The sequence below is a fragment of the Bradyrhizobium retamae genome, assembly GCF_001440415.1.
GTDB lineage: Bacteria > Pseudomonadota > Alphaproteobacteria > Rhizobiales > Xanthobacteraceae > Bradyrhizobium > Bradyrhizobium retamae.
In genome coordinates this window covers 88,954-111,056 of the sequence record NZ_LLYA01000146.1, presented here as the reverse complement: position 1 = coordinate 111,056, position 22,103 = coordinate 88,954, and the positions used below count along the sequence as shown (strand labels likewise).

Below are 22,103 nucleotides of genomic sequence, written 5' to 3'. Positions count from 1 at the left end.
TTGGCTTGTTTCGCCGCTAACCAGTTGCCGGCTCGTCGGTAACCGCTCCAAGGCGACACGTAAAGCCGGTCGATTCGGTGTTCGGTTCGCCGAGAAGCAAAGTTGCCTGCCGCGCGGGAGTGAGGCAAAGCTTTCGCCCGAACGATCATGGCAGGGGATGGCATGTTGCTGGTGACCGGGGGCGCCGGTTTTATCGGGTCGAACGTCGTGGCTGCGTTGAATGACGCCGGCCGGGACGTCGTCGTGTGCGACGTGCTCGGCCATGACGGCAAATGGCGCAATCTGGCCAAACGCCGGCTGGCCGATTTTGTACCGCCTTCGGAACTGATGGACTGGCTGAAGGGCCGCCGGCTGGAAGCCGTCGTCCATCTCGGCGCCATCTCCGAGACCACGGCAACCGACGGCGACCTGGTGATCGAGACCAATTTCCGTCTGTCGATGCGGTTGCTCGACTGGTGCACGGCCAACGCCACGCCGCTGATCTACGCGTCGTCGGCCGCGACCTATGGCGACGGCGAGCAGGGGTTTGGCGACGATCAGTCAATGGACGCGCTGAAGCGGTTGCGGCCGATGAACCTCTATGGCTGGAGCAAGCATTTGTTCGACATGGCGGTCGCCGAACGCTCAGCGCGCGGCGAACGGCTGCCGCCGCAATGGGCGGGATTGAAGTTCTTCAACGTGTTCGGCCCCAACGAATATCACAAGGGCACGATGATGAGCGTGTTGGCGCGGCGCTTCGACGACATCAAGGCCGGCCGTCCGGTGCAATTGTTCAAGTCGCATCGGGAAGGGATCGCCGACGGGGACCAGCGGCGCGACTTCATCTATGTCGACGACGTCGTGCGCGTCACGATGTGGCTGCTCTCGACGCCTGATGTCAGCGGCATCTTCAACGTCGGAACCGGCACGGCGCGCAGCTTTCGCGATCTGATGCTGTCGGCCTATGCCGCGCTCGGCATTACACCGAACATCCAGTATATCGACATGCCCGAGCAGATCCGCGGCAGCTATCAATACTTCACCCAGAGCGAGGTCGATCGGCTGCTGAACGCCGGGTATAATGGCGGCTTCACGGCGCTGGAAGACGCGGTCGAAACCTATGTGAAGATTTTTCTCGATCGTCCCGATCGCTTTCGCTGATGGGCACCAGGTAGACAGATGTTCGATTTTGAAGCCCTGAGCCAGGCGATCCCAAATCAGACCGTGCTCTGCGTCGGCGATCTCATGCTCGACGAGTTCGTCTATGGCGACGTATCCCGTGTTTCGCCGGAAGCGCCGGCGCCCGTTATCGCGGTCCAGCGTAGCGAGACCAATGTTGGCGGTGCCGGCAACGTCGCGCGCAACATCACCTCGCTCGGTGCCCGCTGCATCTTTGCCGGCCTGATCGGCGAAGACGAGGCGGGTGCGAAGCTGAAGGCCGATCTGGCGCGGGAAGGCCTGATCGAGGCCGTGCTGGTATCAGATTCTTCCCGCCCGACCACGCGCAAGGTGCGCTTCGTCTCCGAGCATTTTTCCACCCACATGCTGCGCGCGGATTGGGAGCTGGCCGTGCCGGCCTCGGCCGATGTCGAGCAGCGGCTGATCGATGCAATTCTGCCGCTTGTGCCCCGCGCCGACATCGTGCTGCTGTCCGACTATGCCAAGGGCGTGCTGACGGCGCGCGTCATCCGCAACATCATCGACGCCGCGAAAAAGCTCGGCAAGCGCGTGATCGTCGATCCCAAGAGCGCCAATTTTGCGATCTATCGCGGCGCCACGCTGCTGACTCCCAACCGCAAGGAGTTTGCCGAAGCCACCCGCAGCCGCGCCGACACCGACCAGAACATTGCCGAGGCGGCGCAGGACGCGATGTATCTCGCCGACTGCGAGGCCATGCTGGTGACGCAAAGCGAACACGGTATGACGCTGGTGGTTCGCGGCGGCGAAGCGATCCATGTGCCGGCGATTCCGGTCAAGGTACGCGACGTCTCGGGCGCGGGTGACACGGTCGCCGCAGTGCTGGCGCTGACGCTTGCGGCCCAAGCCGACTGGGAGACGGCGCTCAGGATGGCGAACGCCGCGGCCGCGGTCGCGGTCGGGAAGAAAGGCACCGCTACCGTGACGCCCGCGGAGCTGCGGCGGAAAATCCTGCCGCATGCGTCGCTGGCGGCCGAAGAGAAGATCGTGCCGGCAGGCGGCGATCTCGCCGTGCATCTGGCAGAGTGGCGCCGGCAGGGGCTGCGCATCGGCTTCACCAATGGCTGCTTCGATATTCTGCATCCCGGCCACGTCAAGGTGCTGACGGCGGCGCGCGGCGCCTGCGACCGCCTGATCGTCGGCCTCAACAGCGATGCCTCGGTGAAACGATTGAAGGGCGAGGGACGCCCGGTGCAGGATGAGCGGGCGCGCGCCGAAGTGCTGGCAGCGTTGGAGGCGGTCGATCTCGTTGCGATCTTCGCGGAGGACACGCCGATCGACCTGATCACGCTGGTGAGGCCGAGCGTGCTAGTCAAGGGCGGCGATTATACGCGCGAGCAGGTCGTCGGCCACGAGATCGTCGAGGCTACCGGCGGCGAGGTCGTGCTCGTCGATATCCTGCCGGGCCACAGCACGACGTCGCTGGTCGGCCGCGCCCGAGGAGGCAAGGCGTGAGCGCGAACGCAGCTTCGTCGCCGATCGCCAAGGCGCTGCCGACCTGGCGCGATCCGGCGGCATGGATGAAGGTGAGCGACGTCGTCGCGGTCCTGCTTGCGCTGTCGCTGCCATGGTCGACTTCGCTGGTCGGTATTCTCGGCGCTGTGCTTCTGGTCACGGTTGCGCCGACGGTCGAGTTGAAGGGCTTTCTTGCCTCGCTGAAGCGTCCGATTTCCGCGCTGCCGATCGTCCTGTTCGTTCTGGCGCTTGTCGGAACCCTGTGGTCGGACGCCGCTTGGGGCGCGCGATTCTATGCCGTGGGGCCGGCCGCGAAGCTCCTGGTGCTTCCGGTCCTGCTCTATCATTTCGAGCGCTCGGCGCGCGGGGCGTGGGTGCTGGTGGCGTTCCTCGCTTCGTGCACGCTGTTGATGCTGATGTCCTGGCTGGTGTTTTTGCGTCCCGAACTTTCGTTGCGGACGCCGGAGCTCGCCGCGCGCGGCATCTTTGTCAAGAACTACATCGCCCAGAGCCAGGAATTCACGCTGTGCGCGGTTGCGTTGGCCTATCCGGTCATCATGCTGCTGCGGGCAAAGCGGATTGCGCTGGCCGTGCTGCTCACCGCCATCGCCTTCGGCTTCTTCGTCAACATGGCGTTCCTGGTGGTGTCGCGCACGGCATTGGTCACGGTGCCGATCATGTTCGCGGTGTTTGCGCTGCTGCATCTGAAGTGGCGCAGCATCGTCGTCATCCTGTGCGTAGCGGCCGCGTTCGCCGCCGTTGCCTGGCAGACCTCGCCGGCATTGCGCCGGACCGCGGAGACGTTTGCCCGGGACTACCAGCTCTACAAGGAAAAAAACATTCCGACATCGATTGGGCTGCGGCTCGAGTTCTGGCGGAAGTCTCTCGGCTTCTTTGCCGAGGCACCGCTGATCGGTCATGGCACGGGCGCGACGCGCGGCCTGTTCGAGCGCGTCGCCACGCACGACTCATACCAGGCCAGCAGCGAAGTGATCGGAAACCCCCATAACCAGACGCTCAACGTCGCGGTGCAATGGGGCATTGCCGGTGTCGTCATACTGTACGCGATGTGGCTGTTGCATCTGCTCCTGTTCCGTGGCGATGGGCTTGCGAATTGGATCGGGCTTTTGGTCGTAGTGCAGAACATCTTCACCTCGCTGTTCAACTCCCACATCTTCGACTTCCATGAAGGCTGGATGTATGTGCTGGGCGTCGGAGTTGCCGGAGGCATGGTGCTGCGCGCCAGATCGGAAGGGGCGGAATCTTCCGGAACAGTCCGGCCATGATTGCTGGCATGCACGCCGCAGATAAGATATCAGCGGGCGAGGGACGCCCCGCGAATCCCGATCGTTTCCGCAGCCGGCCAATGGAATGACGCCTCTTTCGCAACTGACCCGTCGCAATTACCTGATCGCAGCGCATGATGCGTTGGTGACCGCGCTTGCGCTGCTCGCAAGCTTCTACCTGCGCTTCGAGGGAGGCGAGGGCTTCTATGCCCGCCTGCCGCTGCTGCTGCGCATTCTGCCCCTCTTCGTCGCCTTCAGCATCGTTATCTGCTACGTCTTCAATCTGACGACGACGAAATGGCGTTTCATTTCGCTTCCCGATGCACTGAATATCCTGCGCGTGGCGACCCTTCTGGCGGTAACGCTCGTCGTGTTGGACTATGCCTTCATTTTCGCCGCATCGAACGGCAAGACGCCGGTGCTGTTCGGCCGTGTCACCATCGTTCTCTACTGGTTTCTGCAGGTGTTCGCGCTGAGCGCGCTCCGCTTCGGCTATCGTTATTTCCGTTACACGCGGGTTCGCCGCCATGCCCGGACCGAAGGCGCATCGGCGACGCTGTTGATCGGCCGCGCCGCCGACGCCGAGGTGCTGTTGCGCGCGATCGAGAGCGGCGCAGTCAAGCAGCTTTGGCCCGTTGGCGTGCTGTCGCCTTCGGCCGCGGACCGCGGGCAGTCGATCCGCAACGTGCCGGTGCTGGGCGGGATCGACGACGTCGAGGACGTGGTCCGCGATTATGCCGGACGGGGAAAGCCGATTTCGCGGGTCGTCATGACGCCGTCGGCGTTCGAACCCGAGGCGCACCCCGAGGCGGTTCTGATGCGGGCCAAGCGGCTCGGGCTGTTCGTCAGCCGCCTGCCGTCGCTCGAAAGCGGCGACGTGCCGAGGCTGACCAATGTCGCCGTCGAAGACCTTTTGCTGCGGCCAAGCGAGAAGATCGACTACGCGCGGCTTGAAGCGCTGGTGAAGGGCAAATCGGTGATCGTCACCGGCGGCGGCGGCTCGATCGGTTCGGAGATATGCGACCGCGTCGCGACCTTTGGCGCCGCGCGGCTATTGGTGATCGAGCACTCGGAACCGGCGCTTTACGCGGTCACGGAAGCGCTGACGGCACGGGCAGCCAATGTCGCCGTCGAGGGCCGGATCGCCGACATCCGCGATCGTGAACGGATCATGGGCCTGATGCGGGAGTTCAAGCCCGATATCGTGTTTCATGCCGCAGCGCTGAAGCACGTGCCGATCCTCGAGCGCGATTGGAGCGAGGGCGTCAAGACCAACATCTTCGGTTCGGTCAATGTCGCCGACGCCGCGCAGGCGGCGGGCGCCGAAGCCATGGTGATGATCTCGACCGACAAGGCGATCGAGCCGGTCTCGATGCTGGGACTGACCAAGCGCTTCGCCGAAATGTATTGCCAGGCGTTCGACCACGACCTGATGACGCAATCGGAGGGCAAGCCGCACATGAGGCTGATCTCAGTGCGGTTCGGCAACGTACTGGCCTCGAACGGATCGGTGGTGCCGAAATTCAAGGCGCAGATCGAGGCCGGCGGTCCTGTTACGGTGACGCATCCGGACATGGTCCGGTACTTCATGACGATCCGCGAAGCCTGCGACCTCGTGCTGACCGCAGCCACGCACGCACTGACGCCGGCGCGGCCCGACGTCTCCGTCTATGTTCTCAACATGGGACAGCCGGTCAAAATCGTGGAGCTTGCAGAGCGGATGATCCGCCTGTCCGGCCTCGAACCGGGCGTCGACATCGAGGTAGTGTTCACCGGCATGCGGCCGGGCGAGCGGCTGAACGAGATACTGTTCGCCACCGAGGAGCCGCCGGTCGAGATCGGGGTCGCCGGCATCATGGCGGCGAAGCCGAATGAGCCGCCGATGCAGACCTTGCGAAAATGGCTTGCTGCGCTGGAGGATGCAATCGCGCGGGATGACCGCTCCACCATCCGCGCGGTGCTCAAGGATGCCGTGCCGGAATTCGGATCGAACGCCGCCTGATTTTGCTGCCTCGCCCGGTTGGTCCCCGCGGCCATTCGTACCCCTTCGGAAGCCATGATTCAGAAGTCCGGAAAAGTCGTCGTCGTCAGCCAGCATTATCCGCCCGATCCGAGCACGACGGCGGCGATCATGGCCGCGGTTTCCGACCGCGCGGCGCCGGAGGCCGAGGTGCTGGTGCTGTCGGGAACGGCGGGCTCCGCGATATCGGCGCAAGCGGGCAAGCCTGAGGTCGTCGAGGTCAAGAACTGGATGCCGGGCAAGGGCGCGCTGGGAAGGCGCGCCGTGGCCGAATTGCTGTTCACGGTCCGGATGTTTTTCGTGCTGCTGGCGAGGTTGCGGCGCGGTGACGTCACGCTGACCGTGCCGGCCCCCTTCATGCTGCCTTACGCGTTTGCCGCCGCGGCCAAATTGAAACGCGCGAGATCGGCGCTGATCATGCACGATCTCTATCCCGACGTCCTCGTCATGGCTGGCCTGTTGAAGCCGCAGTCGATCGTGGCGAAAGCGATGCGCGCCTTGAACGCGCCGATGTTTCGCGCGCTCGACGCCGTCGTCATCATCGGCCGCGACACCGAGAAGCTGCTGCTGCGCTATGGCGGAATGACAAGTGACAAGATCCGCTTCATTCCGAACTGGGCGACACTTGCGCGTGGCGTTCGCGCGATCGACCCAGGCAATCCGTACCGCCAGTCGCTTTCCGCCCGCTTCGTCGTCGGACTGTCAGGCAATCTCGGCTTTACCCACGATCCCGTCATCGTGTTCGAAGCGGCGCGCCTGCTGCGCGACGACAAGGATATACACTTCCTGCTGTCGGGCTGGGGGATCGGGTTCGACCAGTTGAAGGCCATGCAGGCCGAGGCAAAGCTCCCGAACGTTACCCTGGTCGATCGCGTCGAGGAGGAGCAGCTAGAGGCGTTTCTTTCTGCGGCGGACGTCTGGATCATTCCCTACCGCAGGAACGTCGCCGGCGTGTCGGTGCCCAGCCGATTCTACAATCTGCTGGCGATCGGCCGTCCGGTGATCCTGGTTTCCGAAGCGGATGCCGAGGCGGCGCTGACGGTCATCGAGCACAATGTCGGCTGGGTGGTGGAGCCCGGCAACGCCGGCGAACTGGCGAAAACGGTCAGTCGCGCCGCTCAGGCCGACGACCCACAGCGGGCCGAACGCGCGGCTGAAATCTCCAGGCGCTTTGATTTTGAAATCGCCATGGCCAACTATTGCTGCCTCATCCGCGAGCTCGCCCAAAAGTAGCTGGATCAGACGCGAGACGGTCGCCGCCGCGAGAAACGGTGCATCAAGAGCGCCGTCGCGGCGCCTCCAGCACCGAGTAGCAGGCCAGTTATCGTAGACGACGAGGTCATGGCCGAGCCGATTGCCAATGCGGCCAGCACGAGGTTGAGCGCGAACACTTCGCTCACCACGCGCGATACCGAGAAGCCGTTGTCGGTGGCGCGCTGATAGAAGTGGGTGCGATGCGCGGCCCAGAACGGCTCGCGCCGCGCGACGCGCCGCAGCAGCGTGACGGTCGCATCGGCGAGGTAATACAGCGGCAACAGCAGCGCCGCTGCCACTTGCTGGTGCCAGGCGAGCTGCAAGAGACACCAGCCGGCCAACAGGCCGATCGGCAGGCTACCGACGTCCCCGAGAAAGATTTTTGCTACCGGCCGGTTGAAGGGGGCGAAGCCGAGCATCGCGCCGAACAGCGCTGCGGCAGCGACCGTCGTCGATGCCGGAAGTCCGCCGAGCCAACCGAGCAGAACGAGTGCGCCGGTGATGGGCACGATCTCGGCGACCGTCATCAGGTCCAGCCCGTCCATAAAGTTGACGAGGTTCACGAACCACAGGCCTGCGAGGATCAGGAGGCTGCGCTCGAGCCAGAGCGGGCAGGCGGGAACGATCCGCAAGCTGTCGGGGGCGACCAAGATCACCACCGCGACGGCCAGTCCCTGCAGCAATAGCCGCGGCACCACGGGAATCGAGTTGACGTCATCAGCGAAGCCGACGGCTGCGATGAACAGCGTCGCGCCGAACACGGCGACGGGAATTCTCATCTCCACCGCGTCGGCAAGCGCGATGACCGCAGCCGCCGCAATCAGCGTGGCCGCGATCACCGCGACGCCCGCGCCCTGCGGTGTCGGAACCTGATGGGAGGAGCGCGCATTCGGTTTTGCCAGCGCTATCCGCACCATCAGCGGCCGGATCGCCCATGTCAGGACGGCCGACAACAGCACAGCCGGCACTACTGCGGCAAACGACAGCAATAGTTGCGAATTGGCCATTCTACCCGCGCGGCAAGTTGTTCGAAAATTACTTGGGAACTTCGATCGGCGTCACGCCCCGCGCGGCTTTCTCGGCGCTGAAAATCCAGACCAGGCCGCCGATCGCACCGACGATGAAGGATACCGCGCCATAGAGCAGGGAGATGTTGACGCCCTCGTTGGCCATCAGGCCGGCATACCCGAACGCCAGCCCCATGGTGGCTTCGCGAACACCCCAGCCGGCAATCGAGATCGGCAGCATGGTGATCAGCATGACGGGCGGAACGAGCTGGAAGATCTGGCCGAACACAACGGGGGCGGCGATCGATTGCACCACGCACCAGGCGATGACGACGGCAAGTACGTGCACCAATAACGACAGCACCGCGACTTTCGGGCCGTGAGTGCGGCTGAACAGCACGCGATTGGCGATCACCGAGCAGGCGTAGATGTGATGGGTGCCCCACCAGTGCTTCAGCCACGGCCACCGCAGCCTGCCGAGCAGGAGAAATCCGAGGCCACCGGCAAGCGCTGCGAAATCGACGAACAGCAGCGCCGACCTACCGTGGGGATCGGTGATCAGGCGATAGCTCCACGGCAGGCTCGCAACGATGACGACGGCTAGCGCGATCAGGCCGATGGCACGGTCGACGAAGATGGAATAGGTCGCCGCCCGCCAGCCGGCGCCGCTGCGCGCGACGAGCCATAGCCTGACCGCATCGCCGCCGATCGAGGACGGTAGCGTCTGGTTGAAGAACATCCCGATCACGTTGAAGCGCATCGCCTGCCGGGTCGGCAGCGGCGCGCCGCATTCCGCTCCGATCTCGCGCCATCGCAGGACGCCGACGAATATCTGCAGGAACGTCACGGCAATCGCAACACCGATCCAGCCCAGGCTGGAAACGTCGATGCGGGCCGCGAGGTCGGCGAGGTCGACCTTGCGCAACGAGAAATACAAGAGCGCCGCCGAGACCAGTATCTTTAATGTCGAAAGCAGGATTCGGCGCATCTCGCCCGTGCCGGGTTTGAGAAGAGGGTGCAAAAAGCGGTGCAATTCGGCGCCTTGGTATGGTTTTCGGGCCGATCTGGCAATAGCGGGGCTGGTAGGTGTTGCGGTGGCCTCGGCAACGCAGGTAAAGAGGCCTAGCGACAGAGATTTCAGCCATTGAGCGGCGCCTTCCAAGGATACGATGCCGGATCAACCCATATTGGTCACCGGAGCTGCGGGTTTCATCGGCTTCCACGTTGCGCGCCGGCTGCTGGCCGAAGGACGAGGGGTGGTCGGGCTCGACAATCTCAACGATTATTACGATCCGGCGTTGAAGCGGGCGCGGCTGGACGAGCTGCGCCGGGAGCAGGGTTTCACATTCGAGCAGATCGATCTCGCTAGTCGCACGTCAGTGGAACGCCTGTTCGCCAAACACCGCTTTCCAAGCGTGGTGCATCTCGCAGCCCAGCCCGGCGTGCGTTATTCGATCGATCATCCGCACGCCTATGTCGATGCCAATCTCGCAGGCTTCGTCAACGTGCTGGAAGGCTGCCGGCATCATGGCTGCGGCCATCTGGTCTATGCCTCGTCCTCATCGGTCTACGGCGCCAATACGAAACTACCGTTTTCGGTGGAGGACAAAACCGACCATCCGATCAGCCTCTATGCCGCCACCAAGAAGGCCAATGAGCTGATCGCGCATTCCTACAGCCATCTCTATCGTCTTCCAGTAACGGGCCTGCGGTTCTTCACCATTTATGGGCCATGGGGACGGCCCGACATGGCGGTCTACCTGTTTACCAAGGCGATCGTGGAGGGTACCCCGATCAGGCTCTTCAACCATGGCAGGATGCGACGCGACTTTACCTATATCGAGGACGTGACGCGCGCCGTATTGCGACTGGTCGACCAGGCCCCGCGCGACGGGGGGCAGGGCGCCGGGGCGCCGGCAAAAATTTACAATGTCGGCAATAATCATCCGGAAGAGCTGACCCATGTGATAGCAGTTTTGGAGCGGGAATTGGGCCGCGCGGCGGTCAAGGAGATGCTGCCGATGCAGCCCGGAGATGTGACCGAGACTTTTGCTGACGTAACCGAACTGATGCGCGATACCGGCTTCAGGCCGCAGACTTCGATCGAGGAAGGGCTTCGCGACTTCGTTGGCTGGTATCGTGGCTACTACAGGATTTGAGGCGCCGATGAACCGACGAATTATCCCTCTCATCATGTGCGGCGGCGCGGGAACCCGGCTGTGGCCGGCCTCACGCGAGGTTCATCCCAAGCAGTTCCTGTCCCTGTTCGGCGCGCGTTCGACATTCCAGGATACGCTGTTCCGGGTTTCGGATGCTGGGCTGTTCGAACGGCCCGTCATCATCACCAACAACGCCTATCGCTTCATGGTGCTCGAGCAATTGGCGGAGGTCGGACTGGAAGCCGACGTGCTGCTCGAACCGATGCGGCGCGATTCCGGGCCTGCGATCGCGGCCGGCGCTGCCTTTGCGCAAGCGCGCGACAAGGATGCCATCGTGCTGGCGCTCGCCGCCGACCACGTGGTGCGCGACACGCCCGCTTTCCTCGCCGCCTGCCGCGAAGGGCTGGCTGCCGCGGAAGCCGGGCACATCGTGACGTTCGGCGTGCAGCCCGAACGCGCCGCCACCGAATATGGCTACATCAATCCCGGCGAAGTCATTTCCGGCAAGGTTCGCGCAGTCGCGAAGTTCGTCGAGAAGCCCGATCCGGCAACCGCGGCTGAGTACGTCAAGTCGGGCTATCTCTGGAACAGCGGCAACTTCATGTTCCGCGCCGCCGTGCTGTCGGATGAGTACAGCAAGGTTGATGCGGACAGCGTCCAAGCCGTCACTGAAGCAGTGACGAAGGCAGGCACCGACCTTGGCTTCGTCAAGCTCGACGAGGCCGCGTTCGGATCGGCGAAATCGATCTCGATCGACTATGCAGTGATGGAGAAGACCTCGCGTGCCGCGGTCGTGCCGGTCGCGTGCGGCTGGTCCGACGTCGGCTCCTGGCATGCGGTGTGGGAATTGTCCGGCAAGGACGGAGAGGGCAACGCAGCGCGCGGCGCAGCCGTGTTTGAGGATTCTCGCAATTGCAACGTATCGACCGATCGCGCGCTGGTCGCGCTCGAAGGCGTCGACGACCTCGTGGTGGTCGCAACTCAGGACGCCGTGCTGGTTAGCAGGCAGAAGGACGCCAACGGGCTGAAGCGGCTGGTCGCGAAATTGAAGACAGTGGCGCCGCAGGTGACGGAAGACCACATCAGGGTGCATCGGCCCTGGGGATCCTATCAGTCGGTCGACAATGGCAACCGGCATCAGGTCAAGCGCATCATCGTCAAGCCGGGCGGGCGGCTGTCGCTGCAAAAACACCATCATCGATCCGAGCACTGGATCGTGGTGCGCGGAACGGCGCAGGTGACCGTCAACGAACTGGTCAAGACCGTGCACGAGAACGAATCGATCTACATCCCGATCGGCGCGGTGCACCGGCTGGAAAATCCGGGCAAGATCCAGCTCGAACTGATCGAGGTCCAGACCGGGAGTTATCTCGGTGAGGACGACATCATCCGCATCGAGGACGACTACCAGCGCAGTTGAGCCGACCGTAGTTCTACCGGGCCCGCGGTTGTAATTCTTTGAATCAAAACGTGTCTGAAAACCGTCGATCGCGTTCGCCACATCTGTGATGGCGTGCTAGAGAACCGCCGGGGATACTACCGGCGCAATTCTGCCTGGAATCTGCTTGGGGTCGACAAATCATGAGTTCCAAAGGGGCCGCATTCGACGCGAAGGCCGACGCAAAACGCGGCTTGCGCGTCGGCGTGGTCGGCGCGGGCGTGATGGGCAGCAACCATGCCCGCGTGCTGGCCGGTCTGCCCGGCGTGACGCTGGTCGGCATTGTCGATCCGTTGCCCGAACACCGCGCGCGCGCCACCGCGCTCGCCGGCTGCCGTGCGTTCGCCGAACTCGACGAGCTGTTTGACGAGGGCGTCGATGCCATTACGATCGCGGCGCCGACCCATCTTCATCACGAGATTGCGCTCGCCTGCATCACCCGCAACATCCACCTCCTGGTCGAGAAGCCGGTGGCCTCGACCGTCGAGGAAGGGCAGGACATCGTCAATGCGGCGCGTAGTGCCGGCGTGACGCTGATGGTCGGCCATGTCGAGCGCTTCAATCCGGCGGTCGCCGCGATCAAGCAGGCGATCTCGGGTGAGGACATTCTTTCGATCGGCATCACCCGCGTCGGACCGTTTCCGCCGCGCATGTCCAATGTCGGCGTCGTGATTGATCTCGCCGTCCACGATATCGACCTGATCCGCTGGTTCACCGAGTCCGATATCGTCGAGGTGCAGCCGCAGCTTTCCAGCGCGGTTGCCGAGCGCGAGGACATCGCGCTCCTGCAATTCCGCACCGCTTCGGGCGTGCTTGCCCATATCAACACCAACTGGCTGACCCCGTTCAAGGCGCGCAGCGTTACGGTCGCAACCCGCGGCAAATATGTGATGGGCGATCTTTTGACACGGCAGGTGACCGAGTGCTTCGGCTTCAAGCCCGACGGCAGCTACTCGATGCGGCATTTGCCCGTTGGTCATGACGAACCGCTGCGCGCCGAGCTGATCGCATTCCTCGATGCCGTCCGCACCGGCGATGTGCCCGCCGTTTCCGGCGACGAGGGCGTCGCCAGTCTCGAGATCGCGATCCGCTGCCTCGAGCAGCCCGCCAAGCCCGCGGCGTCTGCCGCGCGCAAGGGACCGCGCCGTATCGCCGGCTGAATTTCTTCCAGAACCGAGCAAGGCTCCATGAACCAGCACATGCGTCCAGAACCCGTTCCCTTCGCTGATATCGCCGCGCAGCGCCGCCGGCTCGGCAAATCGATCGATGAGGCCGTTGCCCGCGTGCTCGATCACTGCCAGTTCATCAACGGACCGGAGGTCGCTGAGCTGGAAGCCGCGCTCGCAAAATTTTGCGGCGCCAAGCACGTGGTGAGCTGCGCCAGCGGCACCGACGCGCTGCTGATGGTGTTGATGGCGAAAAATATCGGCCCAGGCGATGCCGTGCTGTGTCCGTCCTTCACTTTTTGCGCGACCGGCGAGGTGGTGGTGCTGACCGGCGCCACGCCCGTCTTCGTCGATGTCGATGAGGTGACCTTCAACATCGACCCCGGCTCGCTCAAGCGCGGAATCGCGACCGCGCGGCAGCGTGGCCTGAATCCGCGCGCCATCATTCCGGTCGACCTGTTCGGACAGCCGGCCGACCAGGACGCGATCGGTTCCATCGCCGAAGCCGAGGGCCTGTTCGTGCTCAACGACGCTGCCCAGAGCTTTGGCGCCAGCTACAAGGGCCGCCGGCTCGGCACCTTCGGTCTGGCGACCACAACCAGCTTCTTTCCCGCAAAGCCGCTCGGCTGCTTCGGCGACGGCGGCGCGATCTTCACCGACGACGATGCGCTCGCCGAAACGCTGCGCAGCATCCGCGTCCACGGCCAGGGCTCGGACAAATACGACAATGTCCGTATCGGGCTCACCGCGCGGCTCGACACCATGCAGGCCGCGATTCTGATCGAGAAGCTGAAAATTTTCGAGGACGAGATCGCCGCGCGCAATGTGGTCGCGGAGCGCTATGCGCGGGGGCTCGGCAATGTCGTGACCGTGCCGCGTCTTGCCAGCGGCTGCAGCTCGATCTGGGCCTGCTATACGATCCGCCTGCCCAAAGGCACGGACCGTGACCGCTTTGCGGCCGACCTCAAGGCGCAGGGGATTCCGACCGCGATCTATTACACGAAATCGATGCATCAGCAGACCGCCTATCGCAATTTCCCAGTCGCGGATGGCGGACTGCCGGTCTGCGAGAGCCTGTCCGCCGACGTCATCAGCCTGCCGATACATGCCTATCTCGACGAGCCGACGCAGGAGCGGGTCATCAAGGCGGTGCGCGGCGCGCTTCAGGCGTGATCCCGACCCGAAGGGCCGCGTCAGCGACGTGGTCGCCGGTTTCGGTCAACATCATGGCTAAGCTGCCCGCCGACTGATTTCCCCGTTCTGCGAATATGCGCTAGAAGCGGCGCATGCTCGGACGCATCTTCACCGTCGGCGGTTATACGCTGCTTTCGCGGCTGACCGGATTCGCGCGCGATATCATGCTCGCCGCGATTCTCGGCGCAGGCCCCGTCGCGGACGCGTTTTTCGTGGCACTGCGGCTGCCCAATCATTTTCGCGCCATCTTCGCCGAAGGTGCCTTCAACGCCGCCTTTGTGCCGGCCTATGCGCATCTGCGCGGCAAGGGTGAAGCCTCGGCGCGGCTATTCGCCGACCGCATCTTCACGCTGCTGTTCGCCGTGCAGGTGATCCTGCTCGTCCTGGCGTGGTGGTTCATGCCCGAGGTGATCGCCATTCTCGCGCCGGGGTTCAAGGACGACCCGGCGCGCGGCGAACTGGCGATATCGCTGACGCGGATCACGTTTCCGTATTTGCTGCTGATCACGCTGGTGACGCTGTACGGCGGCATGCTCAACGTGATGCACCGCTTTGCGAGCGCCGCCGCCGCGCCGATCTTTCTCAACCTGTCGATGATGGCGACACTGGCGCTGGCGGCGTTCTTTCCGGGCGCGGGCTACGCCGCCGCATGGGGCGTTCTGCTCGCCGGCATCCTCGAGTTCCTGCTGCTGGCGGGTGATGCGGCAAAGACCGGCATCCTGCCGAAATTCGCTTTCGTCAAATTCGACGAAGACGTGCGCGCGTTTTTTCGGGCGCTCGGACCTGCGACCATCGGCTCTATGGGAACGCAGGTCGCGTTGTTCGCCGACACCATCATCGCGACCTTTCTGTCGGCGGGAGCGCTTTCGGCGCTGTATTACGCCGACCGTCTCAACCAGTTGCCGATCGGCGTGATCGGGATCGCGATCGGCACCGTGCTGTTGCCGGAAATGTCGCGGCGCCTGACTGCGAACGATGTCGCTGGGGCATCAGCCGCGCAGCGGCGGGCGTTCGAGTTCTCGCTGCTGTTTTCGGTGCCATTCGTCGCCGCCTTCCTGACCGTGCCTGATGTCATCATGCGCGCGATGTTTGCGCGTGGCGCGTTCTCGAAAGCGGATGCGGCAGCCGCGGGCGCCACATTGGCAGCTTACGCGATCGGACTCATTCCGTTCGTGACGATCCGCAGTGCGGTGGCGACCTTCTATGCCCGTCAGGACACCGCGACGCCAGTAAAGGCGGCGCTGACCGGCGTTGCGGTCAACGTGGCGCTGAAGATCGCGTTGATGGGCACACTGGCGCAAATCGGTCTCGCGCTCGCCACTGCCATCGGGGCCTGGGTCAATCTCCTGCTGGTGCTCGCTTTCGCGGTGCGGGCGGGGTACCTCGAACTCGACCGCGCCTGGATGACATCGCTCGCCAAGTTCGCGGCGGCGGGGGTTCTGCTCGCCGCCGCGCTTTGGGCCACCGCGCGATTCGCTAGTTTCTACTTCGCGCAAATGCACATCTTCCGCGACGAGACCTCGCTACTGCTGCTGATCGTGGCTGGTGCATTCGTGTACGGGGTCTTGATCCTGCTGCTGTTTGGCAGGGGATGGCTATTTGTGCTGCTCCGCGACCGCCAATCCCGGGGCTAAGCTTCTGTGAATAAAAGAAATTTTCTAGAAGTCGCGCGGTGGCTGCGTTGGCGCAGGTTCGCGTCTGCCACCGGACAAACGCCGGCATTGTGAGCCGGACGTCATCAAGTTTTCTTGTTGTGCAGGTGCGGAAAATCCGGCCGCTGGAATAGTAGTCGCCGCTGAAAGCGGGTTTGCGCTGGCTCGCGAACCGCTGCAATATAGAACGCTTCCAGGTGCGTGATCCGGAAACGCGGGTACCGGGTTCTCCGAAAGGGTCATGCTCAAAAACAAAAGTGAGTGCGGTGACGTTTCCAGGAAAAGTCATCACGCGCTAACGACAATTGGAGATACGATGGCAGCTCCCATCAAGTTCGGCGTCGGTCAAAGCGTCCTTCGCAAGGAGGACGACGCGCTCATTCGCGGCAAGGGCCGCTATACCGACGACCATTCACCACAGCCGGCGTTGCACGCGCTGATGCTGCGCTCGCCGCATGCGCACGCGAAGTTCACGCTCAACGTCACCAAGGCCCGCGGGATGCCGGGCGTGGCTGCGATCCTGACCGCCGACGATGTCAGGGATCTCGGCGACCTGCCGTGCCTGTTCAACCTGGAAGTCGATCCGTTCACCGGCCCGCCCTATCCGATTCTTCCCAAGGACGAGGTGCGCCATGTCGGCGACGCCGTCGCCTTCTTGGTCGCCGACACCATCGACCAGGCCCGTGACGCGATGGAGGCGATCGACGTCAAATGGATGCCGCTTCCGTCGGTGGTCGGCGTCGTCAACGCCGTGAAGAAAGACGCGCCGCTGGTCTGGCCTGACAAGCCCGGCAATTTGCTGTTCGACGTGTCGATCGGCGACAGGAAGGCGGCTGAGGCCGCCTTTGCCAAAGCGCATGCGATCGCTGAGATATCGATCGTCAACCCGCGCGTCATCACCAACTTCATGGAGACGCGCGCCGCGGTCGCCGAATACGACGCCAAGCGCGATCATCTAACGCTAACCATCGGCAGCCAGGGCAGCCATCGCCTGCGCGAAATCCTGTGCGGCATGGTGCTGAAGATTCCGATGGAAAAGATGCGAGTGATCTGCCCCGACGTCGGCGGCGGCTTCGGCACAAAACTGTTTCCCTACCGCGAGTATGCGCTGATTTCGGTGGCGGCGCGCAAGCTGCGCAAGACCATCAAATGGACCGCGGATCGCTCCGATCACTTCATGGGCGACGCGCAGGGCCGCGACAACGTCACGACCGCCAAGATGGCGTTGGCCGAGGACGGCAAATTCCTCGGCATGGACGTCGATCTGATGGGCGACATGGGCGCCTATCTCTCGACCTTTGGGCCCTACATCCCCCATGGCGGTGCCGGCATGCTGCCCGGGCTCTACGATATCCAGGCCTTCCACTGCCGCGTCCGCACCGTGTTCACCAATACCGTGCCGGTCGATGCCTATCGCGGCGCCGGGCGCCCCGAAGCGGCCTATGTGGTCGAACGTCTGGTCGATGCGGCCGCGCGAAAGCTCGGGATGACGCCGGATGCGATCCGGCGCAAGAACTTCATTCCGCCGAAGGCGATGCCCTACAAGACCGCGACCGGAAAGGTCTACGATTCCGGCGACTTTACCGCGCATATGAAGCGCGCGATGGAAGTCGCCAACTGGAAGGAATTTCCAAAGCGCGCCAAGGCGGCGAAGAAGCAAGGTCTCGTGCGCGGCATCGGCATGTCCTGCTATGTCGAGGTCTGCGGCACGATGGGCGAGGAGACCGCCAACGTCGCGCTTGATCCCAACGGCGACATCAATATCCTGATCGGCACGCAGTCGAGCGGGCAGGGCCATCAGACGGCCTATGCACAGCTCGTTGCCGAGCAGTTCGGCGTGCCGCCGGAGCGTGTCCATGTCTTGCAGGGCGACACCGACAAGATCGCCACCGGGCTCGGCACCGGCGGCTCGGCGTCGATCCCGACCGGCGGCGTCAGCGTCGAGCGCGCCACGCGCGAACTCGGCAACAAGCTGAAGGAGATCGCGGCCGAAGCGCTGGAGACCAGCGCCGGCGACCTCGAGATCAGCAATGGCGTCGTGCGCATCGCGGGCACCGATCGCTCGATCAGCTTCGCCGACCTCGCGAAACGGCCAGGCGTCGATCCGTCGAAACTGAATGCGAGCGCGACCTTCGCCCAGGCCGACGGCACCTATCCGAACGGCACGCATCTCGCCGAAATCGAGATCGATCCCGCCACCGGCATCATCAGAATAATCAACTATGTCATCGTCGACGATTTCGGGGTCACGCTCAATCCGCTGCTGCTCGCCGGCCAGGTGCATGGCGGCGCGATGCAGGGCATCGGTCAGGCCTTGATGGAGCACGCGGTCTACAGCGCAACCGATGGCCAGCTCGTCACCGGCACTTTCATGGATTATGCGGTGCCGCGGGCTTCCGATGGTCCGTCGTTCCATTTCGAAACGCACAATGTGCCGTGCACGACCAATCCGCTCGGCGTCAAGGGTGCAGGCGAGGCAGGCGCGATCGGCTCTTGCCCCGCGGTGGTCAACGCGATCATCGAGGGCCTGTGGCGCGAGTACAAGATCGACCACATCGACATGCCGGCCACCGCCGAGCGGATCTGGATCGCGATCCGCGAGGCACAGAAGCGGCATAACCTCTGATATTTTTGTCGCGTGCGGAATGATGCGGCGCCTGCGGTGTTTTACAAACAGTCGGTCCGCGCCACCTTTGGGGCCGGTACAAACCCGAATTGAAGGGGGATTTAGCCAATGAAACGGATCGTCGTCGTCGTAGCTGCGCTTGCATTCAGTGCCGGTGCGGTCGTTGCACAGCAGGATCAGGTCAAGCGCACCCAGGCCATGATGAAGGACAATGGCAAGAACGCAGCCGCGTTATCGGCGATGGTCAAGGGCGAAAAGCCCTACGATCAGTCGACTGTCAATGCCGCGCTGGACCAGTTCGATGACACCGCCAAGAACCTTCCGACGCTGTTCCCCGAGAGCATGAAAGGTGTCAAGCTGGAAGGTGATTACGATCCCTCGCCGAAAATCTGGACAGACAAGGCCGGCTTCGAGTCCCAAATTAAGAGCTTCGCCAAGGTCGTCGCCGATGCCAAAAGCAAGGTCAAGAATCTCGACACGCTAAAGGCGGAACTGCCTGTCATCGGCAAGCAGTGCGGTGGCTGCCACGAGACATATCGGATCAAGAAGGGCTGATCGCATTCCAACCTTGAGCATGATCTCCGCGCAAACGCGTTCCGCGTTTGTCGCGAGGGAAAACCGCTACACATTTTTCTGGATCATGCTCTGACCTCAAAAGGGGCGGACGCCAGGAAGCGTCCGCCCTTTTTGTGTTAGCCTTTCTTGTTTTTGTTTACTCGTGCTCGAGCTTACTTCGTCACCAAATTTACTTGGTGACTTGATTTATTTGGTCACCTGGCCGCGGATTTCGCCGCCCGGATTGGCTGCGGTGTGAATGTTGATGTAGTACCTGCCGGCCACGAGGTCGGCGGCCTGCGCATCGGTCAACGTTGCGCTGCCCTCGACCGGGCTCGACGTCGCATTGGGGATGGCGACAGCGACACCGGCATTCTTGCCGGCTTCCGCGGGGCCGTGGAAATGTGCCGCGGTGGCAGGTCCGGACAGGCCGGAATAGGAGAGCTTCCAGCTCAGCTTCTTGCTGGCGGGATCGTAGTCGATGTCGGCGGTGCCCTTGGCCGTGCTGGTGTTGGGCGGCACCTGGGACTTGCCGTCGAGCGTCGCCTTCATCTTGTCGGCAGACGCGGGCCCTGCAAAAGCAATCGCTGCCCCCAACGCAAGCGTGACAAGCATGGTCTTGTTCGACATGGTGTTTCTCCCTGTGGACGTCAAAACGGCGATGTCAGCCTCAAAACAACGCCTTTCCGAATTTATTCCCGAGATGCAGACAAAGGCTCGAAGTTTCGCAGAAGCCTATGGCGCAAAGTGCGTCCATACTGGTTGTTGAGTTTAGGACTCCCTGACAACGGATCAGTGAATGCTGCGACGAATTCTCCTTGGCTTGATTTTGGCTGTCGTCGCCGGCGCCGGTGTTTTCTGGTGGCTCACGATCCCGGCGGTGGTTGCGCCAGCCTCGCTTCCTCCCCGCACGCCGAACCTTGCCAACGGCGTTGCAACGTTCAATGCCGGAGGCTGTTCCTCCTGCCATGCCGTTCCCAACCAGCCCGATCGGTTGAACCTGGGCGGCGGGCTCGCAATGCCGTCTCCGTTCGGGACGTTTTACGTTCCCAACATCTCGTCAGATCCCACCTACGGTATTGGCCGGTGGAGCGAGGCGGATTTTGTGACAGCGGTGCTCAAGGGGACGTCGCCGGACGGCGTGCATTATTTTCCGGCCTTTCCATATACGTCCTACCAAAACGCTACCGTCGACGACGTTCGCGATCTTTTCGCCTATCTGAAGACGCTTGCGCCGGTAAGCGGCAAGACGCGCGATCACGACGTGCCGTTTCCATTTAACATCCGTCGCAATATCGGCGTCTGGAAATGGCTATTCATGGATGGCAAGCCCCATAGCCCGGACGCTGCACATTCGGCGTCATGGAATCGCGGCGCCTACCTCGTCAACGGTATGGGCCATTGCGCCGAGTGCCACAGCCCGCGCAACTTCCTCGGCGGTATCGTCGAAGCGCAACGCTTCGCGGGCGGGCCCAATCCGGAAGGAGAGGGCTGGGTACCCAACATCACCCAGAAAAGATTGGAGGAGTGGAGCGCAAAGGATATCGCCTACTTCCTCGAAACCGGGCAAACGCCGGATGGCGACACCGCCGGTGGATCGATGGCGCGGGTGATCAGGAACACGTCGCAGTTGCCGCCGGAGGATCGCGACGCCATCGCGGAGTATGTGAAGTCGCTGCCGCCGGTCGAGGGACCGCCACGCCCGAAGAAGAAGGACGCAGAAAAGTCATGACGGCTTGGCGCGCCGTCAGGGCGTCAGAGCCGCGGGCATCAGCTCGCGCCTTTCCGGCAGGGTGGGCACGATGGTCAATAGCTTGCGCGGCACGGCCGTGGCGTTTTTGGTCCGTTTCAAATCCGTGGGACGTTTGGCCGGCGCAGTGTCGGCGAACGAGCGATCGAAATCGCCCGTCCGGTACAGCACGACGCCGCGGTCCAAATAGGCGGTTGCGAACCGCGGATAGTACTGGACGCCCAAATTGTACGTGACGAAGGCCGGGACAGGCTCGAAGCGGCCGATGGGGGCGGCGCCCGATTCCGTAGCTGCGGGTACTGCGGAGGCGAGCGCGATCGCTCCGCCGGTTGAAACCTCTCCACCGCGCTGGATGCGCGGTTCGTCCTGCGCTGAACCGTCGGGCTGCACGGCCGCAACTTCCTGCGCGCCGCCGGCGGTTCTGCCGGTCAGCATTTCGGCGGCGCCCGGCGGTTTTGAAAACAATCCGAACACGGTGTAGCCGCCGACCAGCACCGCAGAAATGATCGTTGCCGCCATCGTATTGGAGGCGACCTTTCGGACGGTCTCATAGGTGCGGACCGCTGGGGTGGCAGGCGGCTGCAGCGCAATGGCGAGCAACTGATCGTAGGTCGAGCGCTGCTCGGTGTCGGTCAGGATGTCATAGGCGCGCACGAGTTCCCTGAACCTCAGCGCAGCATCGGGATTATCGGGATTGATATCGGGATGGGTCGCCTTCGCGGCCTTGCGGAATGCCTTCCGCAATTCCTCGGCGTCATCACTCGGAAGCGCTCCGAGCAAATCGTACAGCGTCCCCATGGTGGTACTCGCGACTGTTTCCCCCCTCGGAATGTCCCCGCCGCGGAGCTTCCGATTGACGACGCCCTAGTTAATCAAAAATATCAAGGCGGTAGGATGATCCTCATATGGCAAAAGCATGCCATGGTTAACGTCGTTAACCCTCCGTTGCGGTGAGAAGCCCCGCGATCGGGCGTAGGCTGAAGCGGCGGCGCGCCTAAACCTCCAGCCATCCGCCGGGCGAGGATAGAGGCGGGAAGGCGGGCCGATGCCTAACCCGCGCCGAACGCCTTGAAGGTGATGATGGTGTGGGTGTCCTGGATCCCTGGAATCACCTGCACCTTCTCGTTGACGAAATGGCCGATGTCGGTGTCCTTATCGACGTAGAACTTGACCAGCAGATCGTAATCGCCGGCAGTGGAATAGATCTCCGAGGCGATCTCGGCCTCCGCGAGCGCATTGGCGACGGCATAGGATTGGCCGAGTTTGCATTTGAACTGGACGAAGAAGGGAACCATCGCTGTCGTCTCCGAATTGGTTGGTCCCACTAGGCCAAAAACCGCTGATAATGGCAAGCCAGCTTGCTGC

General features: G+C 63.1%; 18 protein-coding genes. 13 read left to right on the top strand and 5 right to left on the bottom strand.

Translation table 11 applies throughout. The annotated features are described in order from the left end of the window. Positions 1–162 precede the first annotated feature (162 nt). The 5 genes from rfaD (at position 163) to CQ13_RS17125 (ending at position 7,170) form a co-directional block, all read left to right on the top strand. The gene (gene rfaD / locus CQ13_RS17145) at positions 163–1,140 is read left to right on the top strand and encodes an ADP-glyceromanno-heptose 6-epimerase (RefSeq protein WP_057844024.1); all 978 of its coding nucleotides are present in this window, start codon (positions 163–165) and stop codon (positions 1,138–1,140) included. Between the two features lie 18 nt (positions 1,141–1,158). Then, positions 1,159–2,631 (top strand): D-glycero-beta-D-manno-heptose-7-phosphate kinase, encoded by a 1,473-nt coding sequence (rfaE1, locus tag CQ13_RS17140; protein WP_057844023.1) that lies wholly within the window; start codon positions 1,159–1,161, stop codon positions 2,629–2,631. Continuing rightward, positions 2,628–3,917: an O-antigen ligase family protein gene (locus CQ13_RS17135; RefSeq protein ID WP_057844022.1), complete on the top strand. Its 1,290-nt coding sequence runs from the start codon at positions 2,628–2,630 to the stop codon at positions 3,915–3,917. The genes rfaE1 and CQ13_RS17135 overlap by 4 nt, the downstream gene beginning before the upstream one ends. Before the next feature lie 85 nt (positions 3,918–4,002). Then, complete coding sequence (locus CQ13_RS17130; RefSeq protein WP_057844021.1) at positions 4,003–5,919, top strand: SDR family NAD(P)-dependent oxidoreductase; 1,917 nt, start codon at positions 4,003–4,005, stop codon at positions 5,917–5,919. 54 nt (positions 5,920–5,973) lie between these two features. Then, the gene (locus CQ13_RS17125) at positions 5,974–7,170 is read left to right on the top strand and encodes a glycosyltransferase family 4 protein (RefSeq protein ID WP_057844020.1); all 1,197 of its coding nucleotides are present in this window, start codon (positions 5,974–5,976) and stop codon (positions 7,168–7,170) included. A gap of 5 nt (positions 7,171–7,175) precedes the next feature. Here CQ13_RS17125 and CQ13_RS17120 read toward each other — a convergent pair whose 3' ends face one another. Together CQ13_RS17120 and CQ13_RS17115 are read right to left on the bottom strand one after the other, a co-directional pair. Then, positions 7,176–8,198, bottom strand: a complete 1,023-nt coding sequence (locus tag CQ13_RS17120; protein ID WP_057844019.1) for an MraY family glycosyltransferase — start codon at positions 8,196–8,198, stop codon at positions 7,176–7,178. 28 nt (positions 8,199–8,226) lie between these two features. Continuing rightward, positions 8,227–9,186, bottom strand: coding sequence for a lysylphosphatidylglycerol synthase transmembrane domain-containing protein (locus CQ13_RS17115; RefSeq protein WP_057844018.1), 960 nt, complete (start codon positions 9,184–9,186; stop codon positions 8,227–8,229). A 181-nt stretch (positions 9,187–9,367) separates the two neighbouring features. Here CQ13_RS17115 and CQ13_RS17110 point away from each other — a divergent pair, with 181 nt between their 5' ends. The 7 genes from CQ13_RS17110 (at position 9,368) to CQ13_RS17080 (ending at position 18,988) form a co-directional block, all read left to right on the top strand. Further along, positions 9,368–10,357 (top strand): NAD-dependent epimerase, encoded by a 990-nt coding sequence (locus CQ13_RS17110; protein ID WP_057844017.1) that lies wholly within the window; start codon positions 9,368–9,370, stop codon positions 10,355–10,357. A gap of 7 nt (positions 10,358–10,364) precedes the next feature. Continuing rightward, positions 10,365–11,777, top strand: a complete 1,413-nt coding sequence (locus CQ13_RS17105) for a mannose-1-phosphate guanylyltransferase/mannose-6-phosphate isomerase (RefSeq protein WP_057844016.1) — start codon at positions 10,365–10,367, stop codon at positions 11,775–11,777. 161 nt (positions 11,778–11,938) lie between these two features. Next, the gene (locus CQ13_RS17100) at positions 11,939–12,955 is read left to right on the top strand and encodes a Gfo/Idh/MocA family protein (protein ID WP_057844015.1); all 1,017 of its coding nucleotides are present in this window, start codon (positions 11,939–11,941) and stop codon (positions 12,953–12,955) included. Positions 12,956–12,982: 27 nt separating this feature from the next. Continuing rightward, positions 12,983–14,134 (top strand): DegT/DnrJ/EryC1/StrS family aminotransferase, encoded by a 1,152-nt coding sequence (locus CQ13_RS17095; protein WP_057844014.1) that lies wholly within the window; start codon positions 12,983–12,985, stop codon positions 14,132–14,134. Positions 14,135–14,247: 113 nt separating this feature from the next. Then, positions 14,248–15,789: a murein biosynthesis integral membrane protein MurJ gene (murJ, locus tag CQ13_RS17090; protein WP_057844013.1), complete on the top strand. Its 1,542-nt coding sequence runs from the start codon at positions 14,248–14,250 to the stop codon at positions 15,787–15,789. A gap of 334 nt (positions 15,790–16,123) precedes the next feature. Continuing rightward, entirely contained in the window at positions 16,124–18,433 is a 2,310-nt protein-coding gene (locus CQ13_RS17085) for a xanthine dehydrogenase family protein molybdopterin-binding subunit (protein WP_057844012.1), read from the top strand. A gap of 108 nt (positions 18,434–18,541) precedes the next feature. Continuing rightward, on the top strand, positions 18,542–18,988 hold the full coding sequence (locus CQ13_RS17080) for a c-type cytochrome (protein WP_057844011.1): 447 nt from the start codon (positions 18,542–18,544) through the stop codon (positions 18,986–18,988). A 207-nt stretch (positions 18,989–19,195) separates the two neighbouring features. On the opposite strand, the gene CQ13_RS17075 is transcribed toward CQ13_RS17080, so the two are convergent. Then, positions 19,196–19,618, bottom strand: coding sequence for a CHRD domain-containing protein (locus CQ13_RS17075; protein ID WP_057844010.1), 423 nt, complete (start codon positions 19,616–19,618; stop codon positions 19,196–19,198). Between the two features lie 169 nt (positions 19,619–19,787). Here CQ13_RS17075 and CQ13_RS17070 point away from each other — a divergent pair, with 169 nt between their 5' ends. Next, positions 19,788–20,720 (top strand): c-type cytochrome, encoded by a 933-nt coding sequence (locus CQ13_RS17070; protein ID WP_057844009.1) that lies wholly within the window; start codon positions 19,788–19,790, stop codon positions 20,718–20,720. Positions 20,721–20,735: 15 nt separating this feature from the next. Here the strand turns inward: CQ13_RS17070 and CQ13_RS17065 are convergent, their stop codons facing one another. Together CQ13_RS17065 and CQ13_RS17060 are read right to left on the bottom strand one after the other, a co-directional pair. After that, a complete protein-coding gene (locus CQ13_RS17065; protein WP_057844008.1) occupies positions 20,736–21,536 on the bottom strand; it encodes a J domain-containing protein in 801 nt (266 codons plus the stop codon). Between the two features lie 251 nt (positions 21,537–21,787). Continuing rightward, positions 21,788–22,033 (bottom strand): Lrp/AsnC ligand binding domain-containing protein, encoded by a 246-nt coding sequence (locus tag CQ13_RS17060; RefSeq protein WP_057844007.1) that lies wholly within the window; start codon positions 22,031–22,033, stop codon positions 21,788–21,790. Positions 22,034–22,103: the final 70 nt, after the last annotated feature.